At 52.3% G+C, this 22,141-nt stretch carries 21 protein-coding genes and 1 other RNA gene; 10 read left to right on the top strand and 12 right to left on the bottom strand.

All coding sequences use genetic code 11. The features are described 5' to 3' along the window. The first annotated feature begins 40 nt into the window (after nucleotides 1–40). Complete coding sequence (rsmI, locus tag I6L74_RS05555; RefSeq protein WP_059177370.1) at nucleotides 41–907, top strand: 16S rRNA (cytidine(1402)-2'-O)-methyltransferase; 867 nt, start codon at nucleotides 41–43, stop codon at nucleotides 905–907. Nucleotides 908–946: 39 nt separating this feature from the next. Here rsmI and I6L74_RS05550 read toward each other — a convergent pair whose 3' ends face one another. From I6L74_RS05550 to kbaZ, 11 genes are all read right to left on the bottom strand, one after another. Then, complete coding sequence (locus tag I6L74_RS05550; RefSeq protein WP_059177371.1) at nucleotides 947–1,657, bottom strand: galactosamine-6-phosphate isomerase; 711 nt, start codon at nucleotides 1,655–1,657, stop codon at nucleotides 947–949. Further along, the gene (gene agaD, locus I6L74_RS05545; RefSeq protein WP_059177372.1) at nucleotides 1,658–2,449 is read right to left on the bottom strand and encodes a PTS galactosamine transporter subunit IID; all 792 of its coding nucleotides are present in this window, start codon (nucleotides 2,447–2,449) and stop codon (nucleotides 1,658–1,660) included. After that, nucleotides 2,439–3,242, bottom strand: a complete 804-nt coding sequence (agaC, locus tag I6L74_RS05540) for a PTS galactosamine transporter subunit IIC (RefSeq protein WP_059177373.1) — start codon at nucleotides 3,240–3,242, stop codon at nucleotides 2,439–2,441. The genes agaD and agaC overlap by 11 nt, the downstream gene beginning before the upstream one ends. A 52-nt stretch (nucleotides 3,243–3,294) precedes the next feature. Then, on the bottom strand, nucleotides 3,295–3,771 hold the full coding sequence (gene agaB / locus I6L74_RS05535; protein WP_059177374.1) for a PTS galactosamine transporter subunit IIB: 477 nt from the start codon (nucleotides 3,769–3,771) through the stop codon (nucleotides 3,295–3,297). Between the two features lie 44 nt (nucleotides 3,772–3,815). Further along, a complete protein-coding gene (kbaY, locus tag I6L74_RS05530) occupies nucleotides 3,816–4,694 on the bottom strand; it encodes a tagatose-bisphosphate aldolase subunit KbaY (protein WP_059177375.1) in 879 nt (292 codons plus the stop codon). Between the two features lie 12 nt (nucleotides 4,695–4,706). Continuing rightward, on the bottom strand, nucleotides 4,707–5,849 hold the full coding sequence (locus I6L74_RS05525) for an SIS domain-containing protein (RefSeq protein WP_059177376.1): 1,143 nt from the start codon (nucleotides 5,847–5,849) through the stop codon (nucleotides 4,707–4,709). Between the two features lie 359 nt (nucleotides 5,850–6,208). Then, nucleotides 6,209–6,643, bottom strand: coding sequence for a PTS galactosamine/N-acetylgalactosamine transporter subunit IIA (agaF, locus tag I6L74_RS05520; RefSeq protein WP_059177377.1), 435 nt, complete (start codon nucleotides 6,641–6,643; stop codon nucleotides 6,209–6,211). A 14-nt stretch (nucleotides 6,644–6,657) separates the two neighbouring features. Beyond that, the gene (agaE, locus tag I6L74_RS05515) at nucleotides 6,658–7,536 is read right to left on the bottom strand and encodes a PTS N-acetylgalactosamine transporter subunit IID (RefSeq protein ID WP_059177378.1); all 879 of its coding nucleotides are present in this window, start codon (nucleotides 7,534–7,536) and stop codon (nucleotides 6,658–6,660) included. After that, nucleotides 7,526–8,302, bottom strand: coding sequence for a PTS N-acetylgalactosamine transporter subunit IIC (agaW, locus tag I6L74_RS05510; RefSeq protein WP_059177379.1), 777 nt, complete (start codon nucleotides 8,300–8,302; stop codon nucleotides 7,526–7,528). Before agaW ends, agaE begins: the two co-directional genes overlap by 11 nt. Before the next feature lie 10 nt (nucleotides 8,303–8,312). Then, entirely contained in the window at nucleotides 8,313–8,786 is a 474-nt protein-coding gene (gene agaV / locus I6L74_RS05505; protein ID WP_059177380.1) for a PTS N-acetylgalactosamine transporter subunit IIB, read from the bottom strand. An 18-nt stretch (nucleotides 8,787–8,804) separates the two neighbouring features. Further along, nucleotides 8,805–10,100 (bottom strand): tagatose-bisphosphate aldolase subunit KbaZ, encoded by a 1,296-nt coding sequence (gene kbaZ, locus I6L74_RS05500; protein WP_059177381.1) that lies wholly within the window; start codon nucleotides 10,098–10,100, stop codon nucleotides 8,805–8,807. Nucleotides 10,101–10,350: 250 nt separating this feature from the next. On the opposite strand from kbaZ, the gene I6L74_RS05495 reads away from it, so the two are divergent. Continuing rightward, the gene (locus I6L74_RS05495) at nucleotides 10,351–11,160 is read left to right on the top strand and encodes a DeoR family transcriptional regulator (RefSeq protein WP_059177382.1); all 810 of its coding nucleotides are present in this window, start codon (nucleotides 10,351–10,353) and stop codon (nucleotides 11,158–11,160) included. A gap of 53 nt (nucleotides 11,161–11,213) precedes the next feature. Here I6L74_RS05495 and garD read toward each other — a convergent pair whose 3' ends face one another. Further along, complete coding sequence (gene garD, locus I6L74_RS05490; protein WP_059177383.1) at nucleotides 11,214–12,785, bottom strand: galactarate dehydratase; 1,572 nt, start codon at nucleotides 12,783–12,785, stop codon at nucleotides 11,214–11,216. Between the two features lie 412 nt (nucleotides 12,786–13,197). Here garD and I6L74_RS05485 point away from each other — a divergent pair, with 412 nt between their 5' ends. From I6L74_RS05485 to tdcC, 8 genes are all read left to right on the top strand, one after another. Further along, nucleotides 13,198–14,532 carry an MFS transporter gene (locus I6L74_RS05485; RefSeq protein ID WP_059177384.1) on the top strand — a complete coding sequence of 445 codons (1,335 nt, stop codon included), beginning with the start codon at nucleotides 13,198–13,200 and terminating at the stop codon, nucleotides 14,530–14,532. 15 nt (nucleotides 14,533–14,547) lie between these two features. Further along, entirely contained in the window at nucleotides 14,548–15,318 is a 771-nt protein-coding gene (garL, locus tag I6L74_RS05480; protein WP_059177385.1) for a 2-dehydro-3-deoxyglucarate aldolase, read from the top strand. A 29-nt stretch (nucleotides 15,319–15,347) separates the two neighbouring features. Continuing rightward, a complete protein-coding gene (gene garR, locus I6L74_RS05475) occupies nucleotides 15,348–16,238 on the top strand; it encodes a 2-hydroxy-3-oxopropionate reductase (protein ID WP_059177386.1) in 891 nt (296 codons plus the stop codon). A gap of 60 nt (nucleotides 16,239–16,298) precedes the next feature. Next, nucleotides 16,299–17,444 (top strand): glycerate 2-kinase, encoded by a 1,146-nt coding sequence (gene garK / locus I6L74_RS05470; RefSeq protein ID WP_059177387.1) that lies wholly within the window; start codon nucleotides 16,299–16,301, stop codon nucleotides 17,442–17,444. Between the two features lie 32 nt (nucleotides 17,445–17,476). Further along, an RNA gene (rnpB, locus tag I6L74_RS05465) (RNase P RNA component class A) lies at nucleotides 17,477–17,855 on the top strand. Between the two features lie 905 nt (nucleotides 17,856–18,760). Next, nucleotides 18,761–19,699 carry a transcriptional regulator TdcA gene (gene tdcA / locus I6L74_RS05460; RefSeq protein ID WP_059177388.1) on the top strand — a complete coding sequence of 313 codons (939 nt, stop codon included), beginning with the start codon at nucleotides 18,761–18,763 and terminating at the stop codon, nucleotides 19,697–19,699. 97 nt (nucleotides 19,700–19,796) lie between these two features. Next, complete coding sequence (tdcB, locus tag I6L74_RS05455) at nucleotides 19,797–20,786, top strand: bifunctional threonine ammonia-lyase/L-serine ammonia-lyase TdcB (protein ID WP_059177389.1); 990 nt, start codon at nucleotides 19,797–19,799, stop codon at nucleotides 20,784–20,786. 13 nt (nucleotides 20,787–20,799) lie between these two features. After that, nucleotides 20,800–22,131 carry a threonine/serine transporter TdcC gene (gene tdcC / locus I6L74_RS05450; protein WP_059177390.1) on the top strand — a complete coding sequence of 444 codons (1,332 nt, stop codon included), beginning with the start codon at nucleotides 20,800–20,802 and terminating at the stop codon, nucleotides 22,129–22,131. Nucleotides 22,132–22,141: the final 10 nt, after the last annotated feature.

The following is a 22,141-nucleotide window of genomic DNA, read 5'->3' as shown; positions in this document are numbered from 1 at the left end:
AGGCAATGCTCAATATTAAATCGGCAATACGGACTAAACAATGAAACAACACGAAACGGCAGATAATTCTCAAGGCCAGCTTTATATTGTACCTACTCCTATCGGGAATTTGTCTGATATTACCCAACGTGCGCTCACCGTATTACAAGCCGTTGATTTAATTGCTGCTGAGGACACCCGCCATACGGGTTTACTGCTGCAACATTTCGCGATTAGCGCTCGTCTGTTCGCTCTGCACGATCACAATGAGCAACAAAAAGCCGAAACGCTGGTGGCGAAACTCAAAGAAGGGCAAAACATCGCGCTGGTATCCGATGCGGGTACGCCGCTGATCAACGATCCTGGCTATCACCTGGTGCGCACCTGTCGCGAAGCCGGTATCCGCGTCGTGCCGTTACCTGGCCCTTGTGCCGCCATTGCTGCCCTGAGCGCCGCAGGTTTGCCTTCTGACCGTTTTTGCTATGAAGGATTTTTACCCGCGAAATCGAAAGGCCGTCGCGACACGCTGAAAGATCTCGAAGCCGAACCGCGCACGCTGATTTTCTATGAATCCACCCATCGCCTTCTGGAAAGTTTAGAAGACATGGTCACCGTGTGGGGTGAATCACGCTATGTGGTGCTGGCCCGTGAATTGACCAAAACCTGGGAGAACATCCACGGCGCGCCGGTTGGCGAACTGCTGGCCTGGGTGAAAGAAGACGAAAATCGCCGCAAAGGCGAAATGGTACTGATCGTTGAAGGGCATAAAGCGCAGGAAGAGGCGCTACCGGCCGAAGCGCTGCGTACGCTGGCGTTGCTGCAAACCGAACTGCCGTTGAAAAAAGCCGCCGCGCTTGCCGCCGAAATCCACGGCGTGAAAAAGAACGCGCTGTATAAGCATGCGTTGGATCAGCAGTCCGAATCGTAACGACGAGCCGGGCAAACGTCGCGTTGCCCGGCTGACTATTCACCTATCGCAGTAAAGACAGGTTGTTTTCGGATGCAACCACAGGAATGACGCTGGAATTTGGGTTGTCACTTTCCCTTCCATAAACTTAGCGAATGCCCGCTGTTTCCCTTCGCCAGAAACCAGTAGCAACACTTCTCTCGCCGCCAGAATATCGCGCAAGCCTAAGGTTATTCCCTTCTCGACCGGGATGTTAGCCTGCTTCAGCATCTCGTGGAGCCGGGTGCGCTCATCAAGATGGGTGATATGACAGGCGGGTTCCAGTTGTTCATCCGGCTCGTTCAGCCCTAAATGACCATTTTTGCCGATTCCCAGAACACACAGATCCAGCCCGCCTCGCTGGGCAATCTGCTCCACAATCCGCGCACACTCGCTGTCATCGGCGTTGTCAGACCTGAACGAAATGTAGTTTTCAGGCGCCACGCCGAGTGGCTTGAGAATATGCTGCTGCAAGAACACCTCGCACGTCGCCGGGTCTTCTGGCGATAACCCCACCCATTCGTCCAGCTTCACGAAGGTAATTCTTCTGATATCAACCTGTTGCGCGGTGATTTTTTCAACCAACAGCTGATAGGTCAGCACCGGTGTCGCACCCGTCGCGAGACAGATAACAGCATCCGGCTTGCGATGCATAAGGGCTAATAACTGCTCGCTGGCGGCCTCGCTGAGCGAGCGATAATCACTCTGTTCCTGGAATGCGATGCCATTCATTTACAGAATCCCCAGCGCAGAACCGACGATAGCCAGGACAAATGTCACTGCAATCAGCAGAACCGGATGCGCCTTTTTCACGCGTAAAAGGTAATACATCAACAAGGTGTAGCCCATCGGCAAAATGTTGGGGAAGACCTTATCGAAGAAGTCTTTTTGTAGCGCCACGTTGTGGGTGGCATCAATCGCAAACGTGGTGACGACGTTGATATGAACGTAAGAAGCAATCAGCCCGCCTATTACCGTAATCCCCAGAATGGTGGCCGAACGGGCAATCATCTGCGAATTTTCTCGCACCTTGTCGATCGCTTTTATCCCCACCGTATAGCCGACATGCGTCCAGCCCACGCGCAGGAAGAAAATGGCGAGATAGACAGCAAAGAACAGAATCGGTCCCAGCAGATTGCCCTGGCTGGCAAACGATGAGCAAATCCCGGCCATAATCGGTAACAGCGTAAACCAGAAAATCGCGTCACCAATCCCGGCAATCGGCCCAAACAGCGCGACTTTGAGCCCTTTAATAGTGCTGCGGTTTTCGCCTTTCTCTTCCATCGAGATCAGCAATCCCATCAGGAATCCCACCAGGTTTGGGTGCGTGTTGATAAATTCCAGATGGTCCTTCATGGCCGCGCTCAGGCCTTCTTTATCGCCTTTGTAGATCTTCTTCAGGAGCGGCAGCATCGCCCACGTAAAGCCGCCCGCCTGCATACGCTCGTAGTTAAAGCTGGCCTGCAGAAGCGAAGAACGGAACCCCAGGCGCGTAATGTCTTTTTTACTGATTTCAGATCCCATTGCTGTAATCCTCTTCATCTTTTTTCGCAGCCGAAGCCTGAGGCTGAGCGGCGTTTTTGGCTTTAGCGTTAAAGAACTCATACACCGCAAATCCCGCGCCTAGCACAGCGACCGGCAGCAGGTTGCTGACCTGGATGTAACAGACAAACAAGAAACCGGCGATCAGATAAGGGATGTACTGCGCTTTGAACATCACGCGCAACAGCAAGCCGAAACCGACAGCAGGAAGAATGCCACCCGCGACTTCAAACCCGTGTGTCAGCCAGGCCGGCATGGCTTTGACCAGCGCCTGCATCGCGCCTTGCGCAAGATAGGTGCAAAGGAACGTAATCACCGCGTAAGTGCAGGCCACAATCAGGGTTGTTGTCCAGTTAAGACGGGCGAAGCCAGCGGTGTTTGTCTCTTTCGCATATTGATCGGCTTTTGACATAAACAGGGAAAATGCCGAGTAGAAAAACAGAATGACGTATTGCATTAACAGGCTAAACGGCAGCCCCAGCCCGATGGCCGTTTTGGCATCGACACCGGTAGACCAGGCAATGACGGTGGTCATCACGCCAGCCATGATGGGGTTGGGTGGCTGCACGCCTCCCGCTGGCGTCAGACCCGCGAAGGCCAGCTCGGTCAAACCGCCAGTGATCAAGCCGATATGGATATCACCCAAAATCGCCCCGGTGAGGGTACACACGATAATAGGACGAAACAGAAACAGCGCTTCCAGCCAAAAATCAATCCCTAAGAAAAACACTAACGCGGCCAGGGAAATCCCCTGAATCAATGTTATTTCATGCATTTTTATTGCCTCGTAATAGCGACTTTAGTTTTTGAATGTCGAGACAGGGCGATTAATCAGGAACGCTCTCTTTTGCATCCCCCGGGACATCCTGGATAAAGAGATTCACACCGCTGCGCTTGATAAAGTGCAGATCGTTGAGATCCTGGTCATCGACATAAACCTTGCTGCTAATCTGCCGTTTGCCTTCCGAAAAATGCATATTCCCGACGTTAACGTCTTTCAGCGGCACGCCGGCTTCAATCAGCTTCCTGACGATCTCTGGCGTACGGCAAATCAGGAAGATCTTCTGATGCGGTGCGGCCTTGGAGATGATCGCGGCCGTCTTTTCGATCGAAAAAAAACGAATACCAAAACCGTAGGTATCCGCGGTGATCCCCATCAGCTTTTGCTGGATCTCGTCTTTCGCGACGTCGTCATCGACGACAATCAATAAATTCGCGCCGAGGGTTGAGGTCCACGTGACCCCAACCTGACCATGCACCAGGCGGTTATCGATCCGGGTTAATAAAATATTAGGAGCGCTCATAATCTTCATTCCTGCTCATAGTGTGTTGTGTATTGCGTGAGTTTTTATAAAACGACGGCGGAGTCGAGCACGAGTTTATTGGCCGAGCCGCAAACGTTGATTTTGTTTCTTACCACCTCTTTCATGGCGTCCATACCGACACGCATGTAAAAGCGTGGATCGTTTCCCTGCGGATTTTCGTTGAACCACTCTTTGACGGCAGCGGAAAACGCGATTTTAAGTTCCGTCGCCACGTTCACTTTGCAGACCCCCAGCGCGATCGTGCGGCGCACAAATTCATCCGGAACATCGCTTGCGCCGTGCAGTACGAGCGGGATGTCCACGACGTCACGGATTTCAGCCAGACGCTGAAAATCAATTTTTGGCCGATGGGTGTAAAGCCCGTGCGCCGTACCAATCGCCACGGCCAGGCTGTCCACTCCCGTCAGTTTCACAAAGCGTTTTGCTTCCTGCGGATCGGTCAAAAATGCGCTTTCGGCGTCCACGCTCATATCGTCTTCCACACCGCCCAGACGTCCCAGCTCGGCCTCGACGCTGCAGTCATTGAGATGACAGAATTCCACGACGGATTTCACCAGCGCCACGTTCTGCTCAAACGGGAAGTGGCTGCCGTCGATCATTGCGCTGCGCACGCCCGCATTGACCTTGCGGCGAATGTCGTCCAGCGACTCATGGTGATCGAGATGCAGCGCCAGCGGCATGTCGTAGCTGAGGGAATACGCGCTGCACAGCGCGTAAATCTCTTCCAGCGCGATATGTTTAAAGGTGCCAGGCGTCCCGGCCAGAATCACCGGCGATCGCATTTCGCTGCACACTTCCAGGATCGCCTGGATCGTTTCGGCGTTATGAATGTTAAACGCAGGAACCGCATAGCCTTTGGCTTGCGCATCCTGCAGAAGGTATTTCGTTGAGATAATACTCATGATGCGCTCCTGTTAAGCCAGCCAGGGGTGAATAACGACGCCCTGCACCACACGGTTTACCGTGCCGCTGGCGGAGGGGGTGTCTGGGGTATTTCCGACGCTGATAGATTGCGTGAGCGCAAAGACCTGCGCATACATCAGGAAGCAGAACGCCAGCTCGACATCCAGGAATGGGCGTGAAGAAGGCAGCAAAATATGTGGACCCGCTTCGACAACCGGATCGGTATCCGCAACCAGGGCAACCACGCGCAGAGCCTGCTGGTCACGGCGCAATTCGGTCAGCAGATCGAGATCGTACTGGCGCGTATAGGGATGGCTAGAAACAAAAACCACCACCAGCGTTTCATTATCTACCAGTGATTTAGGACCGTGGCGGAAACCGGTCGGTGAGTCATAGAATGCGACCACTTTTCCCGCCGTGAGCTCCAGTACTTTTAGCGCGGATTCTCGCGCTGCGGCCTGCAATCCGCCGCTGCCGAGATAAACGATCCTTTTCCAGGCGTCAGCGCCGAAAACACCTTGGTTGAAATCGCCCAGTGACGAAAGGATCGTTTGGCAGCGCTCTGCCACGTCGCGGAAAGAGGCGCTGTTGATCGTTTTCGGAGCAAAGACCGCCAGACAACTTGCCATCATGGTGGTGATGCTGCTGGTCATTGCAAATCCGCGATCGTGCGTCTCGGGCGGCATCAGCAGCGCAAAGGCGTTATCGCTGTCGACTGCGTTCTGATAAAGACTCCCGGCTTCGTTGCAGGTAATCATCAGGTGATAGCATTCGGGGACAAACTGATTTGCCAGCTCAACGGCAGCCACGCTTTCTGGGCTATTGCCGGAACGGGCGAATGAGACCAGCAGCAGAGGGTGCGTTGGACTCAAATAATCCATCGGGTTGGTCACGAGATCGGTGGTTGGAATGGCACTAAAATTATTCCCGGTGTGGCGCGAAAGCCACGGAGCGATAATATCGCCGATAAATGCCGATGTTCCCGCGCCCGTCAGGACGATCCGCAGATCCTTTTTGCTGAGCAACGGCGAGAGAAAACGATCGAGGCTCTGTCGAATCGTGTCGATATGGTGTAGAGAACGGCTCCAGCACTCAGGTTGCTGACGGATCTCTTTTTCCGTCCAGGTGCCGGTGGCGGTAGGGGTGTCTGGCATAACTCAGTCCTTAGTAATGTGAAATCCACATCAGACGCGATCATCAGTGCTTTGTCTTTCGTTTCGTTTCACTTGTTCGATTAATTAAAATCTATAGAAAGGGAAGTGAAAGGTCAATGCCAGTAAAAGAAATAAAACGAAATTTGTGATCGAGGAAAGGAACGGTTTGAGTAACGCATTAACTTTTATAGATTTATTCTATTTTCCACCAAGCAATGCTTATTAATCGAAAGTAAAAGAAAGGCCCTACGCGATTAACGTAAGGCCAAAGTATCGCAGAGTGAAAGGGCTAAGGGGGAGAGCCTGCCCGGAATGCAATAAAAGATAATGGGTTTGCTAAAAGGACAATGAGCGCGAGGCTAAATGCCTTCTTCAACGGGCTTTTCTTCGCGACAGCGCCCCAGTTCATCCACCAGGCTGGTCAGCCCGCGATGCCCGCACTCAAGCGCCTGCAAGCGAAACGCCTCGCTGCTTAACCCGTCGCGCTCCATCACCATCTCCAGCAGAAGCTGCATATTGGTTCCCGTGATCACTTCCCAACCGGGTTTTTTCAACGCCATGGTTGATGCTACACGGAACGGGGTGCCGCCCAGTAAATCGGTCAGAAAGACGATATCTTCCTGACTGTCCAAATCGCTTATCGCCTGCTCCAACTGCGAAGTCAGGAGCGCGGTGGTCGAGGTTTCAGGAAAATCGATGGCAATAAATTGCGCTTGCTCACCGAGGATTTGCTTCATCGCCTTTTCGAGACCGCTGGCGAATCCGCCGTGGCCACAAAGAATAATGCCTAACATCTCAAACCCCTTGTTTACAGGAAGTGACAGAATTTACCCACGACGCCCAACACCACCGTGATGCCGATGAGGCGTAACGGACTCCAGCCACGACGCACCAGCCAGAACATGGTGAGGGTGTAAACCAGCGGCAAAAATGCGGGCATCAGCTTGTCGATAACATCCGTTTGCAGTTTCACCACCGCGTCACCAGCCGTAATTTCCAGCGTGGTGTTCAGGCGCACATAGGTCGCCACCAGCGCGCCGATGACCGTCATCCCCACAATGGACGCTGCATGGCCGACTTTTTTGGTGTTGGCCTTAATCAATGGGATCGCGGCGACGCCCATCCGATAAGCATAGTGCGCCAGGCCAAAACGCAGTCCCAGATGTACCACGTTGAACATCACAATAAATACGACTGCCCCCAGAATCGAACCTTGTAGCGCGAGGCTGGCTCCGATGCCGCCGCAGATGGGCAGTAACGTCAGCCAGAACATCGCGTCACCAATCCCACCGAGCGGAGCGCCCACGGCAATCTTAGTGCTCTGAATACTGTTTACGTCCTGTTTGGATCGCTCCATCGCCAGAATAATGCCGATAACAAAGGTGACCAGAAACGGGTGCGTGTTGAAGAATCCCATATGGCCTTTCATCGCGCGGGCAAGATCGCGCTTGTTGGTATGGATTTTTTTCAGCGCCGGCAACAAACCATATAACCAGCCCGATGCCTGCATACGTTCGTAGTTGAACGACGCCTGCAACAGCATCGAACGCCAGGCCACGCGGTTGATATCTTTTTTGGTCAACTCCGCGCCGATTTTCTGATCTTCGTAAATATTTTCGTTCGCGCCGGAAAGCAGCGACTCGTCGATCTCTGAAACGGTCGGCAGGGTGGTGTGATTAGATGCCATCTTCGAATTCCTCTTTCTGCGCGCCCGGAGCGGGCTCCGGGGATTTGCGGACAAAATCGATCAGCGCCATTGCGAGCGCTGCAGCGGCAATGGCCAGTACCGGCAATTTAAGCCAGGCGGCTGCCACAAAACCGAGAATGAAATAGGGGATGTAGACGTTTTTCATCATGATTTTCAGCAATATGGCAAAGCCGATGGCTGGCATGATCCCGCCTGCAACGCCAAGCCCGTCAATTAAACGTGCGGGCAGCACATCAATGGCCGTCTTCGCATGTTCCGCGCCGAAGTAAATGGGCAGGAAAGCGCAAAGAAAATAGAAAATCCCGAGTGCCAGCAAAGCCAGATAATTCACCCGCTCAATGCCTGCGGTATCCGCATTCGACGCCATTCTGTCGCAACGTGCCATGACGCCTGACATCACGGAGAACAGAAACGTAATCCCCATTTGCACTGCAACGGCGAACGGCACGGCCACACCGACGGCGACCTCCGGCTTCACGCCTGTGGTAATCGCGAACGTCGTCCCGACAATAGTGCCAATAATCACATTTGGCGGCTGCGCGCCCGCCAGCGGAGCCAGGCCCATCCAGACCAGTTCCAGCGTGCCGCCGGTTAAGATCCCGGTATGCAGATCGCCCAGAATCAAGCCCACCAGCGGCCCCAGCACTACCGGACGGTGCATATGCGTTAAGCCGTTAAACATATCCAGGCCCGCGATAAAGGCGAGAATGCCCAACGCAAACGCCTGCAATAAACTGATTTCCATGGTGAATCCCTCAGAGAAGTTTAAAGAGATCCAAAGCGGGTTCTGTCGGGACGCCCTGAACGAAGCACTCCACCCCAGCGGCTTTCAGACCGTTAAACGCCGCCGTATCGTTGGCGTCTACAGAGACCGTTTTGGCAATTTGCTGTTTGCCATTCGCGTAATGCATATTTCCAACGTTAATTCGTGTGATAGGCACACCGCCTTCTGCAAGCGCCAGGAAGTCGGCAGGGGACTTACAGACCAGCAGAATTCTCTGCCGATCGGCGGCGCGGTGAATATTGTCGATGACCTTTTGCAGTGACCAGAAGCGAACGTCGATACCCTCGGCCAACACCATTTCCATCAGGTTTTGCTGGACAGAATCCTCAGCCACGTCATCGTTGGCGACCAGAACCAAATTTGCGCCCGCAAACCCGACCCACTGCACGCCCACCTGGCCGTGAATCAAACGTTCGTCAATACGACATAAGACAATGTTTGGCATAGTGTTTTCCTGTTGTTGTTATACGTTATGCGGCGTGACACGCTGGCAGGCGTCGTGATATTGACGCAGTATGTCCTGAATGTGGTCAATGATGAGTTCTCGCGGCGTAGCCTTGAGAGCGCCCTCGCGAACTTTGCGGTATTGCAGCGGTAAGTACTGGCTCACAAGCGGTAGCGGAATGGGGTCGTCGGCCAGGTTTCGTACCAGCCGCTCGAACGCGTCGTCGATCTGACTGTCTGGCCAGTAGTACCGAACGCGATCTGAATAGCTGTAGCCGCGTGCCAAACGGCGCGCGTTGCCATCGCCGTGGTAGTGGCTTTGCCAGTATTCCGGGCGATCGAGCATCACGTTTTCCAGCACGTGGCGCAGGCCAGATCCGGCTTTCGCGGGGAGTAATTCTTCTTCAACCGCCGCCAGCGAGAAAAGAGCCTCACGCAGGGCAAAAGTGAGTGCCGGACCGACTTTTAGAATCGCAAAATGATCTTTCACCAACTGGCGCAGCGCCTGCGGCGTCTGGTAATCGGTGGAGTGAGCTTCAAAAACCAGCGTGTCATACTCTTCAACCATCGCACTCAGCGCCGCCGCTTTTTGCGGTTGATAGTCAATCACGTGGGTGTGGTCGAACTCAACGCCGGGCTGAACCACCAACCCGATGATCCGTGACCACAGATCGGTTAACCCTTGCTTCTCGAAAGCAAGGCGATGGGCTGCAAGCGTTGCGCTTGCCGCATCCGGTGTCGTGACTTCCAGTTCGCTTAGCGTTTCGTGAGCACCGCCGGGCACGGGGACTTCGGTGCCGATGATGTACACCAGATCGGACTTTCCAAAGCATTCGCCGCTGGTCTCTTCGGCTATCTTCGCCAGCCGTGCGGCGCGTGTCGCGACGATCTCATCCGTCAGAGGAATCGGATCGTCCTCGCAAGACATGCTGCAATCGAGGTGGATCTTCTTAAAGCCTGCTGCCACGTAGCTTCTGATAAGCGTTTCCGCATTTGCCATGGCTTCGTCAGCGGTGAGGTGTTGCCAGCGATTTGGGCCAAGATGATCGCCGCCCAAAATGAGCATAGAGCGGGGAAAACTCAGCGCGTCCGCAAGCTGGTGGACGAAACCACGGAAGTCGGCAGGCGTCATGCCGGTGTAACCACCAAACTGATCCACCTGGTTGGATGTGGCTTCAATCAGCAAAGCGGTGTTGTGCGTGTGGGCGAATCGAATTGCGGCTTCAAGTACCAGTGGATGTGCGGAGCACACGGCATAAATCCCGTTTGCTGCGCCTTGTTTGTGCATTTCCACCATTTCAATAAGATGTTTCACTTTCCTCTCCACTTTGGATGGTTATGGTATTCATCTTTCGTTTTGTTTCTGTTTATACTGCTGCATGGTGACGTAAAAATAAAACGAAAGATAATAGTTTTCCGATCTGTTTCACAAAAGAAACATAACGAAAGGTTTCAGCACCTGTCATCACCGCTTTGAGGAGGCCAGTGGGGCTTGCATTCCACTAAAAGAAAGGCGTTAATAGCTCAATCGAAATGAAACGAAAGATTTTTTTAAAGGAGCTCTTATGAGCAGCAGCGATTCATCCGCGGAAAAACGCGTGACGGGCACGAGCGAAAGGCGTGAGCAGATAATCCAGCGGTTACGGCAGCAAGGAAGCGTACAAGTTAACGATCTTTCTCAGCTTTATGGCGTCTCTACGGTCACGATCCGTAACGATCTGGCCTTTCTGGAAAAGCAGGGCATTGCTGTTCGTGCCTACGGCGGGGCGTTGATCTGTGACGGTAATACGCCTGGCGTCGAGCCCTCTGTAGAAGACAAAAGTTCGCTCAATACGGCAATGAAGCGCAGCATTGCCCAGGCGGCGGCGAACCTGATTAAACCTGGCCATCGCGTGATTCTCGATTCGGGTACCACCACCTATGAAATCGCACGCATGATGCGACAGCACAGCGATGTGATCGCCATGACAAACGGCATGAACGTCGCCAATGCGTTGCTTGAAGCGGAAGGGGTGGAGCTGCTGATGACCGGCGGTCATTTGCGTCGGCAGTCACAGTCGTTTTATGGCGATCAGGCTGAGCAGTCGTTGCAAAACTATCACTTTGATCTGCTGTTTTTGGGCGTGGACGCCATCGATCTCGATCGCGGCGTCAGCACCCACAATGAAGACGAAGCGCGGCTTAACCGAAAGATGTGTGAAGTCGCAGAGCGGATTATTGTTGTGACGGATTCGACCAAGTTTAACCGTTCAAGTCTGCATAAAATTATTGATACGCAACGCATTGATATGATTATTGTCGATGAAGGGATCCCGACGGACAGTCTGGAAGGACTGCGTAAAAACGGGATTGATGTGATTCTCGTGGCGGGGTAATGGTTTTAAAATCGCCCTCTGTGTGAGAAGAGGGCGATCGGGTTTATTGCAAATCAGGTCACCGGAGCCGGGTTAAACACGGCCAGCTGGTTGTGCAAGCCCCATTGATCCGAGAAGGTTTTTTTGCGGCCGCTCGCCACATCAAGAATAAAGTGGAACAGTTTCCAGCCCACGTCCTCAATGCTCTCTTCGCCGGTAGCAATGGTGCCCGCGTTGATATCCATCAAATCATACCAACGGTTTGCCAGTTCGGTGCGGGTTGCCATCTTGATAACGGGAACCGCCATCAGGCCGTACGGCGTACCGCGACCCGTGGTGAAGACCTGCACCGTAATACCAGAAGCGACCTGCTGCGTGCCGCAGACAAAATCGCTGGCGGGCGTTGCGGCATAAATCAAACCGCGTTTGGTCGGACGTTGCCCTGGCGAGAGCACTTCTGAAATCGCACTCTGGCCAGATTTCGCAATCGAACCCAACGCTTTTTCCACCACGTTTGCCAGACCGCCTTTTTTGTTGCCCGGGGACGGGTTCGCGCTGCGGTCGGTTTGACCCAAATCGAGATAATTATCGTACCAGGCCATCTCTTCCAGCAGGCGTTTGCCCACCTCTTCGTTGATGGCGCGCGGAGTCAGCAGGTGGATCGCATCACGTACTTCAGTCACTTCCGAGAACATCACCGTTGCGCCGCAACGCACAAACAGATCCGACGCGTAGCCGACGGCCGGGTTTGCCGTCACGCCTGAAAACGCATCGCTGCCGCCACACTGTGTGCCGACCACCAGCTCAGAAGCCGGGCAGGTTTCGCGTTGGCGTTTGTTGAGCCTTTCCAGATGACGCGTGGCAACCTGCAGAATGTCGTCCACCATCGATCGAAAGCCGACGTGATGTTCATCCTGCAAACGCACAATGCTTGCGCTGTCCACGGGAATCGCTTTGACATCTTCAGTGCCCTGTAACAGGCGTTCTGGCTGGAGCTTTTCGCAGCCCAGACCAATCACCATCACTTCACCGCCGAAATTTGGATTCAGCGAAATGTTGTGGATGGTTCGGATTGGCACAACGGCCGCCGGCGCGTTAATCGCCACGCCGCAGCCATACAAATGGTTGAGGCCCACCACGCCGTCGACGTTGGGGTATTTTGGCAGCAAATCACGTTCGATGATTTTGACCACGTAATCCACCACGCCCGCCACGCAATGCACGCTGGTGGTAATGCCGAGCAGATTTTTGGTGCCCACGCTGCCGTCGGCATTGCGATAGCCTTCGAAAGTGTACCCTTCCAGCGGTGGCAGCGGCTCAGGCACGCGGGTTGCCAGCGGTAAGGTATTGAGCGGTGGTGCTTCTGGCAGTTCGACGAGCGATTCATCAATCCAGCTGCCTTGCGGCACGGCGCGTACTGCGTAACCGATGATTTCGCCATAACGGACGATTTCGCCATGCGCAGGAATATCGACCAGCGCGACTTTATGTCCCTGGGGAATATGCTCAATCAGTTCCAGGCCATCGGGAAAACGCGTTCCTGCTTTTAGGCCGTTGTCGTTAACAATAATCGCCACATTATCAGTGTCGTGTACTTTTATATAGAACGCCGTCGGCGACGTTTGTCGAATTTCGATGTCGGCCATTGTTCAGTATTCTCCAGCGAAAAGTAGATATTAAATGTCGTTAAGAGTGTGCTTATTTTCTTATTAGAAAAAATAAAGACGCTGCCTTCTTTAATAAAGAATGTCAGGACTTACGGGATAAAAATGTGATCAAGATCACCCATCAGGTCGCGCACTGACGGCGTCTGCCGGGGAATGCGTAAATCTGTGCATTAGCGCCCAAGGGGTTGTGCATATGCTCAATATAATATGCGTGGAGGCTATGATAATTGAGCAATGCAACAATGTGCAGGGCGAGGGTGATGTTTATACTTAATCACGATTTCATTGCATCTGGTTAATTAACTGATATTGCCTGCTATCGATAATAATCAGTATAGATTTCTCTCAAAATAATAAAAAAACCAACATCGATGTGCCCGAGGAAATAAATATGTCACTAGATACTGCTGTAGAAACAAAAAAGGGTATTCATACCCGTCATTTAATATTACTGATTATTTTTATTGTCACGGCGGTTAACTACGCTGACCGCGCGACACTTTCTATTGCCGGGACCGAAGTTGCGAAAGAGCTGCAGTTAAGTGCGGTATCGATGGGGTATATCTTCTCTGCGTTTGGCTGGGCGTATCTGCTGATGCAGATCCCTGGTGGCTGGTTGCTCGACAAGTTTGGCTCGAAGAAAGTCTACACCTATAGCCTGTTCTTCTGGTCTTTGTTCACGTTCTTACAAGGTTTCGTCGATTTCGTGCCGCTGGCGTGGGCAGGCATCTCGATGTTCATCATGCGCTTTATGCTGGGCTTCTCCGAAGCACCGTCTTTCCCCGCTAACGCCCGTATCGTTGCGGCCTGGTTCCCGACGAAAGAGCGTGGGACGGCATCCGCCATTTTCAACTCTGCACAGTATTTCTCGCTGGCGCTGTTCTCGCCGCTGCTGGGCTGGTTGACCTTTGCGTGGGGCTGGGAACACGTCTTTACCGTGATGGGCGTTATTGGCTTTGTGCTGACCGGAATGTGGGTCAAGTTTGTTCACAACCCAACCGATCACCCACGTATGTCTGCTGAAGAGCTGAAGTTCATCACTGACGGTGGCGCGGTGGTCGATATGGACCATAAAAAGCCAGGCGATAAAGCGGCGAGTGGTCCAAAGCTTCATTACATCAAACAGTTATTGACCAACCGCATGATGCTCGGCGTATTTTTTGGGCAATACTTTATCAACACCATCACCTGGTTCTTCCTCACCTGGTTCCCGATTTATCTGGTGCAGGAAAAAGGCATGTCGATTCTGAAAGTCGGCCTGGTGGCGTCTATCCCTGCGCTGTGCGGCTTTGCAGGCGGAGTGCTGGGCGGCGTGTTCTCAGATCATCTGATTAAAAGCGGTAAGTCGATTACTCTGGCGCGTAAGTTGCCGATTGTGCTCGGAATGCTGTTGGCTTCTTCCATTATCCTGTGCAACTACACCGACAACACTGTCCTGGTCATTGCGCTGATGGCCCTGGCGTTCTTCGGTAAAGGTTTTGGTGCATTAGGCTGGCCGGTGATTTCTGATACTGCGCCAAAAGAGATTGTGGGCCTGTGCGGTGGCGTGTTCAACGTCTTCGGTAACGTGGCGTCGATTGTCACCCCGCTGGTGATTGGCTATCTGGTAAGTGAACTGCATTCATTCAATGCGGCTCTGGTCTTCGTTGGCTGCTCTGCGTTGATGGCGATGTTCTGCTACCTGTTCGTAGTAGGCGACATTAAACGTATGGAATTGCAGAAATAATTGAAGGTATAAGCGATGAGTAACGATATTTTCCCGAACAAGTTTAAAGCGGCCCTGGCGGCGAAAGAGATTCAGATTGGCTGCTGGTCTGCGCTGGCAAGCCCCATCAGCACCGAAGTGCTTGGTCTGGCCGGATTTGACTGGCTGGTACTGGACGGCGAACATGCGCCGAACGATATCACCACCTTCATCCCGCAGCTGATGGCGCTCAAGGGCAGCCACAGCGCGCCGGTGGTACGCGTGCCGACGAATGAGCCGGTGATCATCAAGCGCTTGCTGGATATCGGTTTCTATAACTTCCTGATCCCGTTCGTTGAAAGTGTGGAAGAGGCGGTTCAGGCCGTGGTGTCTACCCGCTATCCGCCTGAAGGTATTCGCGGCGTATCGGTTTCTCATCGCGCCAATATGTTTGGCACCGTGCCGGACTATTTTGCGCAGTCCAACAAGAACATCACGATTCTGGTGCAGATCGAGAGCCAGCACGGCGTGGATAACGTTGATGCCATCGCGGCAACTGACGGCGTAGACGGCATCTTTGTTGGCCCAAGCGACCTGGCAGCGGCGTTCGGACATCTCGGCAATGCCAACCACCCGGAAGTGCAACGCGCTATTCAACACATTTTTGAACGTGCAAAAGCGCACGGCAAGCCGAGCGGCATCCTTGCACCTGTTGAAGCGGACGCCCGTCGTTACCTGGAATGGGGCGCAACATTTGTTGCCGTCGGCAGTGACCTTGGCGTGTTCCGCTCTGCCACGCAGAAGCTCGCCGATTCCTTTAAAAAATAACCACCACTGAGATAAAGAGAGACGCAATTATGACAATGAAAGTTGGTTTTATTGGCCTGGGTATCATGGGTAAACCAATGAGTAAAAACCTCATCAAGGCCGGTTACTCGCTGGTGGTTTCTGACCGTAATCCAGAAGTGATTGCTGAGTTGATTGCCGCTGGCGCAGAAACGGCCACCACCGCAAAAGCGATTGCTGAGCAGTGCGATGTCGTGATCACCATGCTGCCAAACTCCCCCCACGTCAAAGAAGTGGCGCTGGGTGAGAACGGCCTGATCGAAGGCGCGAAACCGGGCCTGGTACTCATCGACATGAGTTCTATTGCGCCACTGGCGAGTCGCGAAATCAGCGATGCGCTAAAAGCGAAGGGCGTCGAAATGCTGGACGCACCGGTCAGCGGCGGTGAGCCAAAAGCCATCGACGGAACGCTGTCCGTGATGGTAGGCGGCGATAAAGGCACGTTCGACAAATATTACGACCTGTTGAAATCCATGGCCGGTTCCGTTGTGCACACCGGTGATATCGGTGCGGGCAACGTTACCAAGCTGGCAAACCAGGTGATTGTGGCGTTGAACATCGCTGCGATGTCCGAAGCGCTGACCCTGGCCACCAAAGCGGGGGTTAACCCGGATCTGGTGTATCAGGCGATTCGTGGCGGGCTGGCGGGAAGCACCGTGCTGGATGCCAAAGCGCCGATGGTGATGGATCGCAATTTCAAGCCGGGTTTCCGTATCGACCTGCATATCAAAGATCTGGCGAACGCCCTGGATACTTCGCACGGCGTCGGCGCGCAATTGCCGCTCACCGCTGCGGTGATGGAGATGATGCAGGCGCTGCGTGCCGATGGCCTGGGTAATGCCGACCATAGCGCCATTGCTTGCTACTACGAAAAACTGGCGAAAGTGGAAGTCACTCGCTAACAAAGACGGGCGCGGGAACGCGCCCGGTATTTTTGCCGCGTGCAGTAACAGGCTACAACTATGAAAATCGTAATCGCCCCTGACTCTTATAAAGAAAGCCTGTCTGCCGCCGAGGTAGCTCAGGCCATAGAAAAAGGATTTCGGGAAATATTTCCTGATGCTCAGTATGTTTCTGTGCCTGTCGCCGACGGTGGCGAAGGCACGGTCGAAGCCATGATTGCCGCCACGCAAGGGACAGAACAACACGCGGTTGTCACAGGGCCACTGGGCGAAAAAGTAAAAGCCTGCTGGGGGATTTCTGGCGACGGCGCAACGGCGATTATCGAAATGGCCGCTGCCAGCGGTCTGGCGCTTGTTCCTGCCGCACAACGCAATCCGCTGATCACCACATCGCGTGGAACGGGCGAGCTGATTCTGGATGCGCTGGATAAAGGCGCACGAAATATCATTATCGGTATTGGCGGCAGCGCCACGAACGATGGTGGGGCCGGCATGATGCAGGCGCTGGGGGCCAAACTGTGTGACGCGAACGGCAAAGCGATTGCCTTTGGCGGCGGCAGTCTGATGGCGCTCAACAGCATCGATGTGTCCGGACTGGATCCGCGTCTGAAAGATTGCACTATCCGCGTGGCCTGCGATGTGACCAATACGCTGGTGGGTGAACACGGGGCCTCGCGTATTTTTGGCCCGCAAAAAGGGGCCGACGAAGCGAAAATTGTTGAGCTGGATAAAAATCTTAGCCATTTCGCGGACGTCATTAAGCAGTCTCTGCATATCGACGTTAAAAACGTGCCCGGTTCGGGTGCCGCAGGCGGTATGGGCGCGGCTCTGATGGCGTTCCTGGGTGCAGAATTGCGCAGCGGGATTGAGATTGTCACCCAGGCATTGAACCTGGAAGAACATATCCACGATTGCACCCTGGTGTTGACCGGCGAGGGCCGCCTCGACAGCCAGAGTATCCACGGAAAAGTGCCTGTGGGGGTGGCGAATGTCGCCAAAAAATACCATAAACCCGTTATCGGTATTGCGGGCAGTTTGACCCCTGATGTTGGTGTTGTGCATCAATATGGTATCGATGCCGTATTTAGCGTGCTGAACAGTATTGGCTCGCTGGAAGAGGCATTCCGTGGGGCCTATGACAATATTTATCGGTCTTCGCGTAATATTGCCGCTACTTTGCAGGTGGGGATGCGCACGCAAGGGTGACAGCGGCGCGCAAACCCTCTATACTTCGCGCCGAAGCTGACCAGACAGTCGCCGCTTCGTCGTCGTCCCCTTTCGGGGGGAGACGGGCGGAGGGGAGGAAAGTCCGGGCTCCATAGGGCAGGGTGCCAGGTAACGCCTGGGGGGGGAACCTACGACCAGTGCAACAGAGAGCAAACCGCCGATGGCCCGCGCAAGCGGGATCAGGTAAGGGTGAAAGGGTGCGGTAAGAGCGCACCGCGCGGCTGGTAACAGTCCGTGGCACGGTAAACTCCACCCGGAGCAAGGCCAAATAGGGGTTCACAAGGTACGGCCCGTACTGAACCCGGGTAGGCTGCTTGAGCCAGTGAGCGATTGCTGGCCTAGATGAATGACTGTCCACGACAGAACCCGGCTTATCGGTCAGCTTCAACCATTCAACAAAACGCCCTGCACAGTGCAAACTGAGCAGGGCGTTTTGCTATGAGCTAGTCAACCAGATGAATGACTGTCCACGACGCTCTTTATGAAAGAAAGCGGCTTTTCGGTCAGCTTCAACTCTTATAAAACCCCGCTTCGGCGGGGTTTTTGCTTTTGAGTCATCGGGGCAGCAGAGGAATGACTGTCCATGACCTTTTACCCAAAAGAAAGCGGGTTATCGACCAGTTTCAGCGTTTTATAAAACTCCGCTTGGGTGGTTTTGGGCTTCTGGGGGTAAGAAGGTACTCGTTAGTCATCAAGAAGAATTCTCATATTTGCGACAGTAAGCACATTTCACTGCTTTTCATTTAAATCCTGCTCCATCGAACAAGTTAACGATCTCAATCACAAAATTACACACTGCAAAATGGCAATTTTTTGGTGTTGGATTGATGTTAATTTTGTGTATTTTCTGTGTCTGATTTTTTTCTTATTCATTAATGATAATTGCATATTCAATACATTTAGCATGTGAATGTGTGACGCGTTCTACTCTTTCCACTTATCAAAACCTAATTTTATAATTTTATTTGATAAACCATAAAATTGTTTAATCGGATTAACGATTAATTATTAAACTTTAATTGTCTGAAATATAGCCTTTATTCCTGGTTGATAATTTCCATAACTACACCTTGGTTATCCCCATAAAATAAAATTATCTCTGGCAATTTAGTTGATCAATATCAGGCAATACAACGATTGATGTAATTATAACTTGTTGATAATTATGATTTTAAATTGGTTTTTTGGGGTGAGTGAACTCGGTTGAAAAGTAATTTGTGAGTAACAGCACATCCCTCATTCATCATTAATGGGTACAATTATGCATCGGGATACGGAAATAAGAGCAGAATATAATGAACACTATTATTCTACCGAAAACGCAACACCTCGTTGTATTTCAGGAAGTCATTAAAAGTGGATCCATTGGTTCTGCCGCCCGTCAACTCGGCCTTACGCAGCCAGCAGTCAGCAAAATTATCAACGATGTCGAATCTTACTTTGGCGTCGAACTGATTGTGCGCAAAAACACGGGCGTGAAGCTCACCAGCGCCGGGCAAACGCTACTGGCTTACTCAGAATCCATCACCCGCGAAATGAAGAACATGGTCAGCGAGATGAACAGCCTGAGCTTCAGCACCGTCATCGACGTGTCGTTCGGTTATCCGTCGTTAATCGGTTTTACCTTCCTCTCCAGCATGCTCAAAAAATTCAAGGAAGTGTTCCCAAAAGCGCGAGTCTCGATGTTTGAAGCGCAGCTCTCTTCATTTTTGCCAGCGATTCGCGATGGGCGGCTGGATTTTGCTATTGGAACGCTCAGTGATGAAATGCTCCTGCAGGATTTGCACGTAGAGCCACTGTTTGAATCCGAATTTGTGTTGGTGGCCAGCAAATCACGAACGTGCACCGGCCCGACAACCCTGGCATCGCTCACGCATGAGCAGTGGGTGATGCCGCAAACCGATATGGGCTATTACAAAGAATTACTCACTACCCTCCAGAATAACCACATCAGCATCGAAAACATCGTTCAGACCGATTCCGTTGTCACTATTTATAACCTGGTGCTTAACGCTGATTATCTCACCGTTATTCCCCGTGACATGATCGCTCCCTTTGGCTCCGATCAATTTATCGTGCTCCCTGTGGAAGAAAAATTACCTGTCGCACGCTATGCGGCAGTATGGTCAAAAAATTATCGTATTAAAAAATCCGCTTCGGTATTAGTGGAGTTAGCGAAGCAATACTCTGCGCAAAACAGTGAAAGGCGAAAGCAATTTGTCATAACAGAATAACGTACTCAGCTTTTAAATTTTTAACTATCCGGCGATTTCTATAAGCGTCGACACCCAGGCTTTGCTTAAAATATCATATTATTATAAAGAGGATTATATGCACATTACTTACGATCTTCCGGTGACGATTGAAGACATACAAGCTGCTCGCAAACGACTGGCTGGCAAAATATATAAAACAGGTATGCCACGTTCTAATTATCTTAGCGAGCGTTGCAAAGGTGAAATATTCCTGAAATTTGAAAACATGCAGCGCACGGGTTCATTTAAAATCCGCGGGGCATTTAATAAATTAAGCTCGTTGACTGAAGCGGAACGACGTAAAGGCGTGGTGGCCTGTTCAGCAGGAAACCATGCTCAGGGTGTCTCCCTTTCCTGCGCTATGCTGGGTATCGACGGCAAAGTGGTAATGCCGATGGGGGCGCCAAAATCCAAAGTGGCCGCGACCCGTGACTACTCGGCTGAAGTGATCATGCATGGCGATAACTTCAACGACACCATCGCTAAAGTCAGTGAAATCGTGGAGATGGAAGGACGTATCTTTATTCCACCTTACGATGATGCGCTGGTGATTGCCGGTCAGGGAACGATTGGTCTTGAGATCCTCGAAGATTTATACGACGTCGATAATGTGATTGTGCCTATTGGCGGCGGCGGGTTAATTGCCGGTATAGCTACCGCCATAAAATCCATCAACCCCACAATTAATATTATCGGTGTGCAATCCGAAAATGTTCATGGAATGGCGGCGTCATATTATGCCGGTGAAATAACCAACCATCGAACGACAAGCACCTTAGCTGATGGCTGTGACGTTTCTCGTCCAGGGAAATTAACGTTTGAAATTGTGCGTGAATTAGTCGATGACATTGTCCTGGTGAGCGAAGACGATATTCGTAACAGCATGGTGGCGCTTATTCAACGCAATAAAGTCGTGACCGAAGGCGCGGGTGCATTAGCGACCGCCGCATTATTAAGTGGAAAATTGGATCATTATATTCAGGGACGGAAAACGGTCAGTATTATTTCCGGTGGTAATATCGATCTTTCACGCGTTTCCCAAATTACCGGTCTCGTCGACGCATAAATAAGGACAGATTATGAGCAATACTGAAAGTATTATTGTCAGTCAGACAAAAACAACGTCCTGGCGAAAATCAGATACGACCTGGACGTTGGGATTGTTTGGTACTGCCATCGGCGCGGGCGTTTTATTCTTCCCTATTCGCGCCGGTTTTGGCGGGCTGATCCCCATCTTACTGATGCTGTTATTGGCATACCCAATTGCCTTTTATTGCCACCGTGCACTGGCGCGCTTGTGTCTGTCCGGCAGCAATCCATCAGGCAATATCACCGAGACGGTAGAAGAGCATTTCGGTAAAACCGGTGGCGTGGTGATCACCTTCCTCTACTTCTTTGCCATTTGCCCTTTGCTGTGGATTTACGGCGTCACCATTACGAACACCTTCATGACTTTCTGGGAAAACCAGCTCCAGATGCCAGCGCTGAATCGTGGCTTTGTGGCCCTGTTCCTGCTGTTGCTGATGGCGTTTGTAATCTGGTTTGGTAAAGACCTGATGGTCAAGGTGATGAGTTTCCTGGTGTTCCCGTTTATTGCCAGCTTGATTCTGATTTCCCTGTCGTTGATTCCTTACTGGAACTCGGCGGTGATCGACCAGGTCAGCATGAGCGATCTCTCCTTCACCGGGCATGACGGCATTCTGGTCACCGTCTGGCTGGGGATTTCCATTATGGTCTTCTCCTTTAACTTCTCACCGATCGTCTCCTCTTTTGTGGTGTCGAAGCGGGAAGAGTACGAAGGCGAGTTTGGTAAAGAATTTACCGAGCAGAAATGTTCCAAAATCATCGGCCGCGCCAGCATGCTGATGGTCGCCGTGGTGATGTTCTTCGCCTTTAGCTGCCTGTTTACGCTCTCTCCGCAGAACATGGCAGAGGCCAAAGCACAGAACATTCCGGTACTTTCTTACCTGGCAAACCACTTCGCCACGATGTCAGGCACCAAATCGACATTCGCCACCGTGCTGGAATACGGCGCGTCGATCATCGCGCTGGTCGCCATTTTCAAATCCTTCTTCGGCCACTATCTGGGCACGCTGGAAGGGCTGAACGGCCTGGTGCTGAAGTTCGGCTACAAAGGCGATAAAAAGAAAGTCTCCGTCGGCAAACTGAACACCATCAGCATGATCTTCATCATGGGCTCGACCTGGATCGTTGCTTACGCCAACCCGAACATTCTCGACCTTATCGAAGCCATGGGCGCGCCGATTATCGCTTCTCTGCTATGTCTGCTGCCGATGTTCGCCATTCGTAAAGTCCCTGCGCTGGCGAAATTCAGAGGCAGAACCGAGAACCTGTTCGTTACCGCGGTTGGTCTGCTGACCATTCTGAATATCGTTTACAAACTGTTCTGATTTATTGCTC

The sequence above is a fragment of the Lelliottia amnigena genome (genome assembly GCF_019047465.1).
GTDB classification, from domain to species: Bacteria; Pseudomonadota; Gammaproteobacteria; order Enterobacterales; family Enterobacteriaceae; genus Enterobacter; species Enterobacter amnigenus.
This window is presented reverse-complemented; position numbering and strand designations above follow the sequence as displayed.

Excerpts from the sequence above, each read along its gene's own strand:
- rsmI (WP_059177370.1), top strand. The coding sequence starts at position 41 with ATGAAACAACACGAAACGGCAGATAATTCTCAAGGCCAGCTTTATATT.
- I6L74_RS05550 (WP_059177371.1), bottom strand. The coding sequence starts at position 1,657 with ATGAATGGCATCGCATTCCAGGAACAGAGTGATTATCGCTCGCTCAGC.
- agaB (WP_059177374.1), bottom strand. The coding sequence starts at position 3,771 with ATGAGCGCTCCTAATATTTTATTAACCCGGATCGATAACCGCCTGGTG.
- garD (WP_059177383.1), bottom strand. The coding sequence starts at position 12,785 with ATGGCCGACATCGAAATTCGACAAACGTCGCCGACGGCGTTCTATATA.
- agaV (WP_059177380.1), bottom strand. The coding sequence starts at position 8,786 with ATGCCAAACATTGTCTTATGTCGTATTGACGAACGTTTGATTCACGGC.
- agaF (WP_059177377.1), bottom strand. The coding sequence starts at position 6,643 with ATGTTAGGCATTATTCTTTGTGGCCACGGCGGATTCGCCAGCGGTCTC.
- tdcC (WP_059177390.1), top strand. The coding sequence starts at position 20,800 with ATGAGCAATACTGAAAGTATTATTGTCAGTCAGACAAAAACAACGTCC.
- garL (WP_059177385.1), top strand. The coding sequence starts at position 14,548 with ATGAGTAACGATATTTTCCCGAACAAGTTTAAAGCGGCCCTGGCGGCG.
- agaD (WP_059177372.1), bottom strand. The coding sequence starts at position 2,449 with ATGGGATCTGAAATCAGTAAAAAAGACATTACGCGCCTGGGGTTCCGT.
- I6L74_RS05525 (WP_059177376.1), bottom strand. The coding sequence starts at position 5,849 with ATGCCAGACACCCCTACCGCCACCGGCACCTGGACGGAAAAAGAGATC.
- I6L74_RS05485 (WP_059177384.1), top strand. The coding sequence starts at position 13,198 with ATGTCACTAGATACTGCTGTAGAAACAAAAAAGGGTATTCATACCCGT.
- garK (WP_059177387.1), top strand. The coding sequence starts at position 16,299 with ATGAAAATCGTAATCGCCCCTGACTCTTATAAAGAAAGCCTGTCTGCC.
- tdcB (WP_059177389.1), top strand. The coding sequence starts at position 19,797 with ATGCACATTACTTACGATCTTCCGGTGACGATTGAAGACATACAAGCT.
- I6L74_RS05495 (WP_059177382.1), top strand. The coding sequence starts at position 10,351 with ATGAGCAGCAGCGATTCATCCGCGGAAAAACGCGTGACGGGCACGAGC.
- agaE (WP_059177378.1), bottom strand. The coding sequence starts at position 7,536 with ATGGCATCTAATCACACCACCCTGCCGACCGTTTCAGAGATCGACGAG.
- garR (WP_059177386.1), top strand. The coding sequence starts at position 15,348 with ATGACAATGAAAGTTGGTTTTATTGGCCTGGGTATCATGGGTAAACCA.
- agaW (WP_059177379.1), bottom strand. The coding sequence starts at position 8,302 with ATGGAAATCAGTTTATTGCAGGCGTTTGCGTTGGGCATTCTCGCCTTT.
- tdcA (WP_059177388.1), top strand. The coding sequence starts at position 18,761 with ATGAACACTATTATTCTACCGAAAACGCAACACCTCGTTGTATTTCAG.
- agaC (WP_059177373.1), bottom strand. The coding sequence starts at position 3,242 with ATGCATGAAATAACATTGATTCAGGGGATTTCCCTGGCCGCGTTAGTG.
- kbaY (WP_059177375.1), bottom strand. The coding sequence starts at position 4,694 with ATGAGTATTATCTCAACGAAATACCTTCTGCAGGATGCGCAAGCCAAA.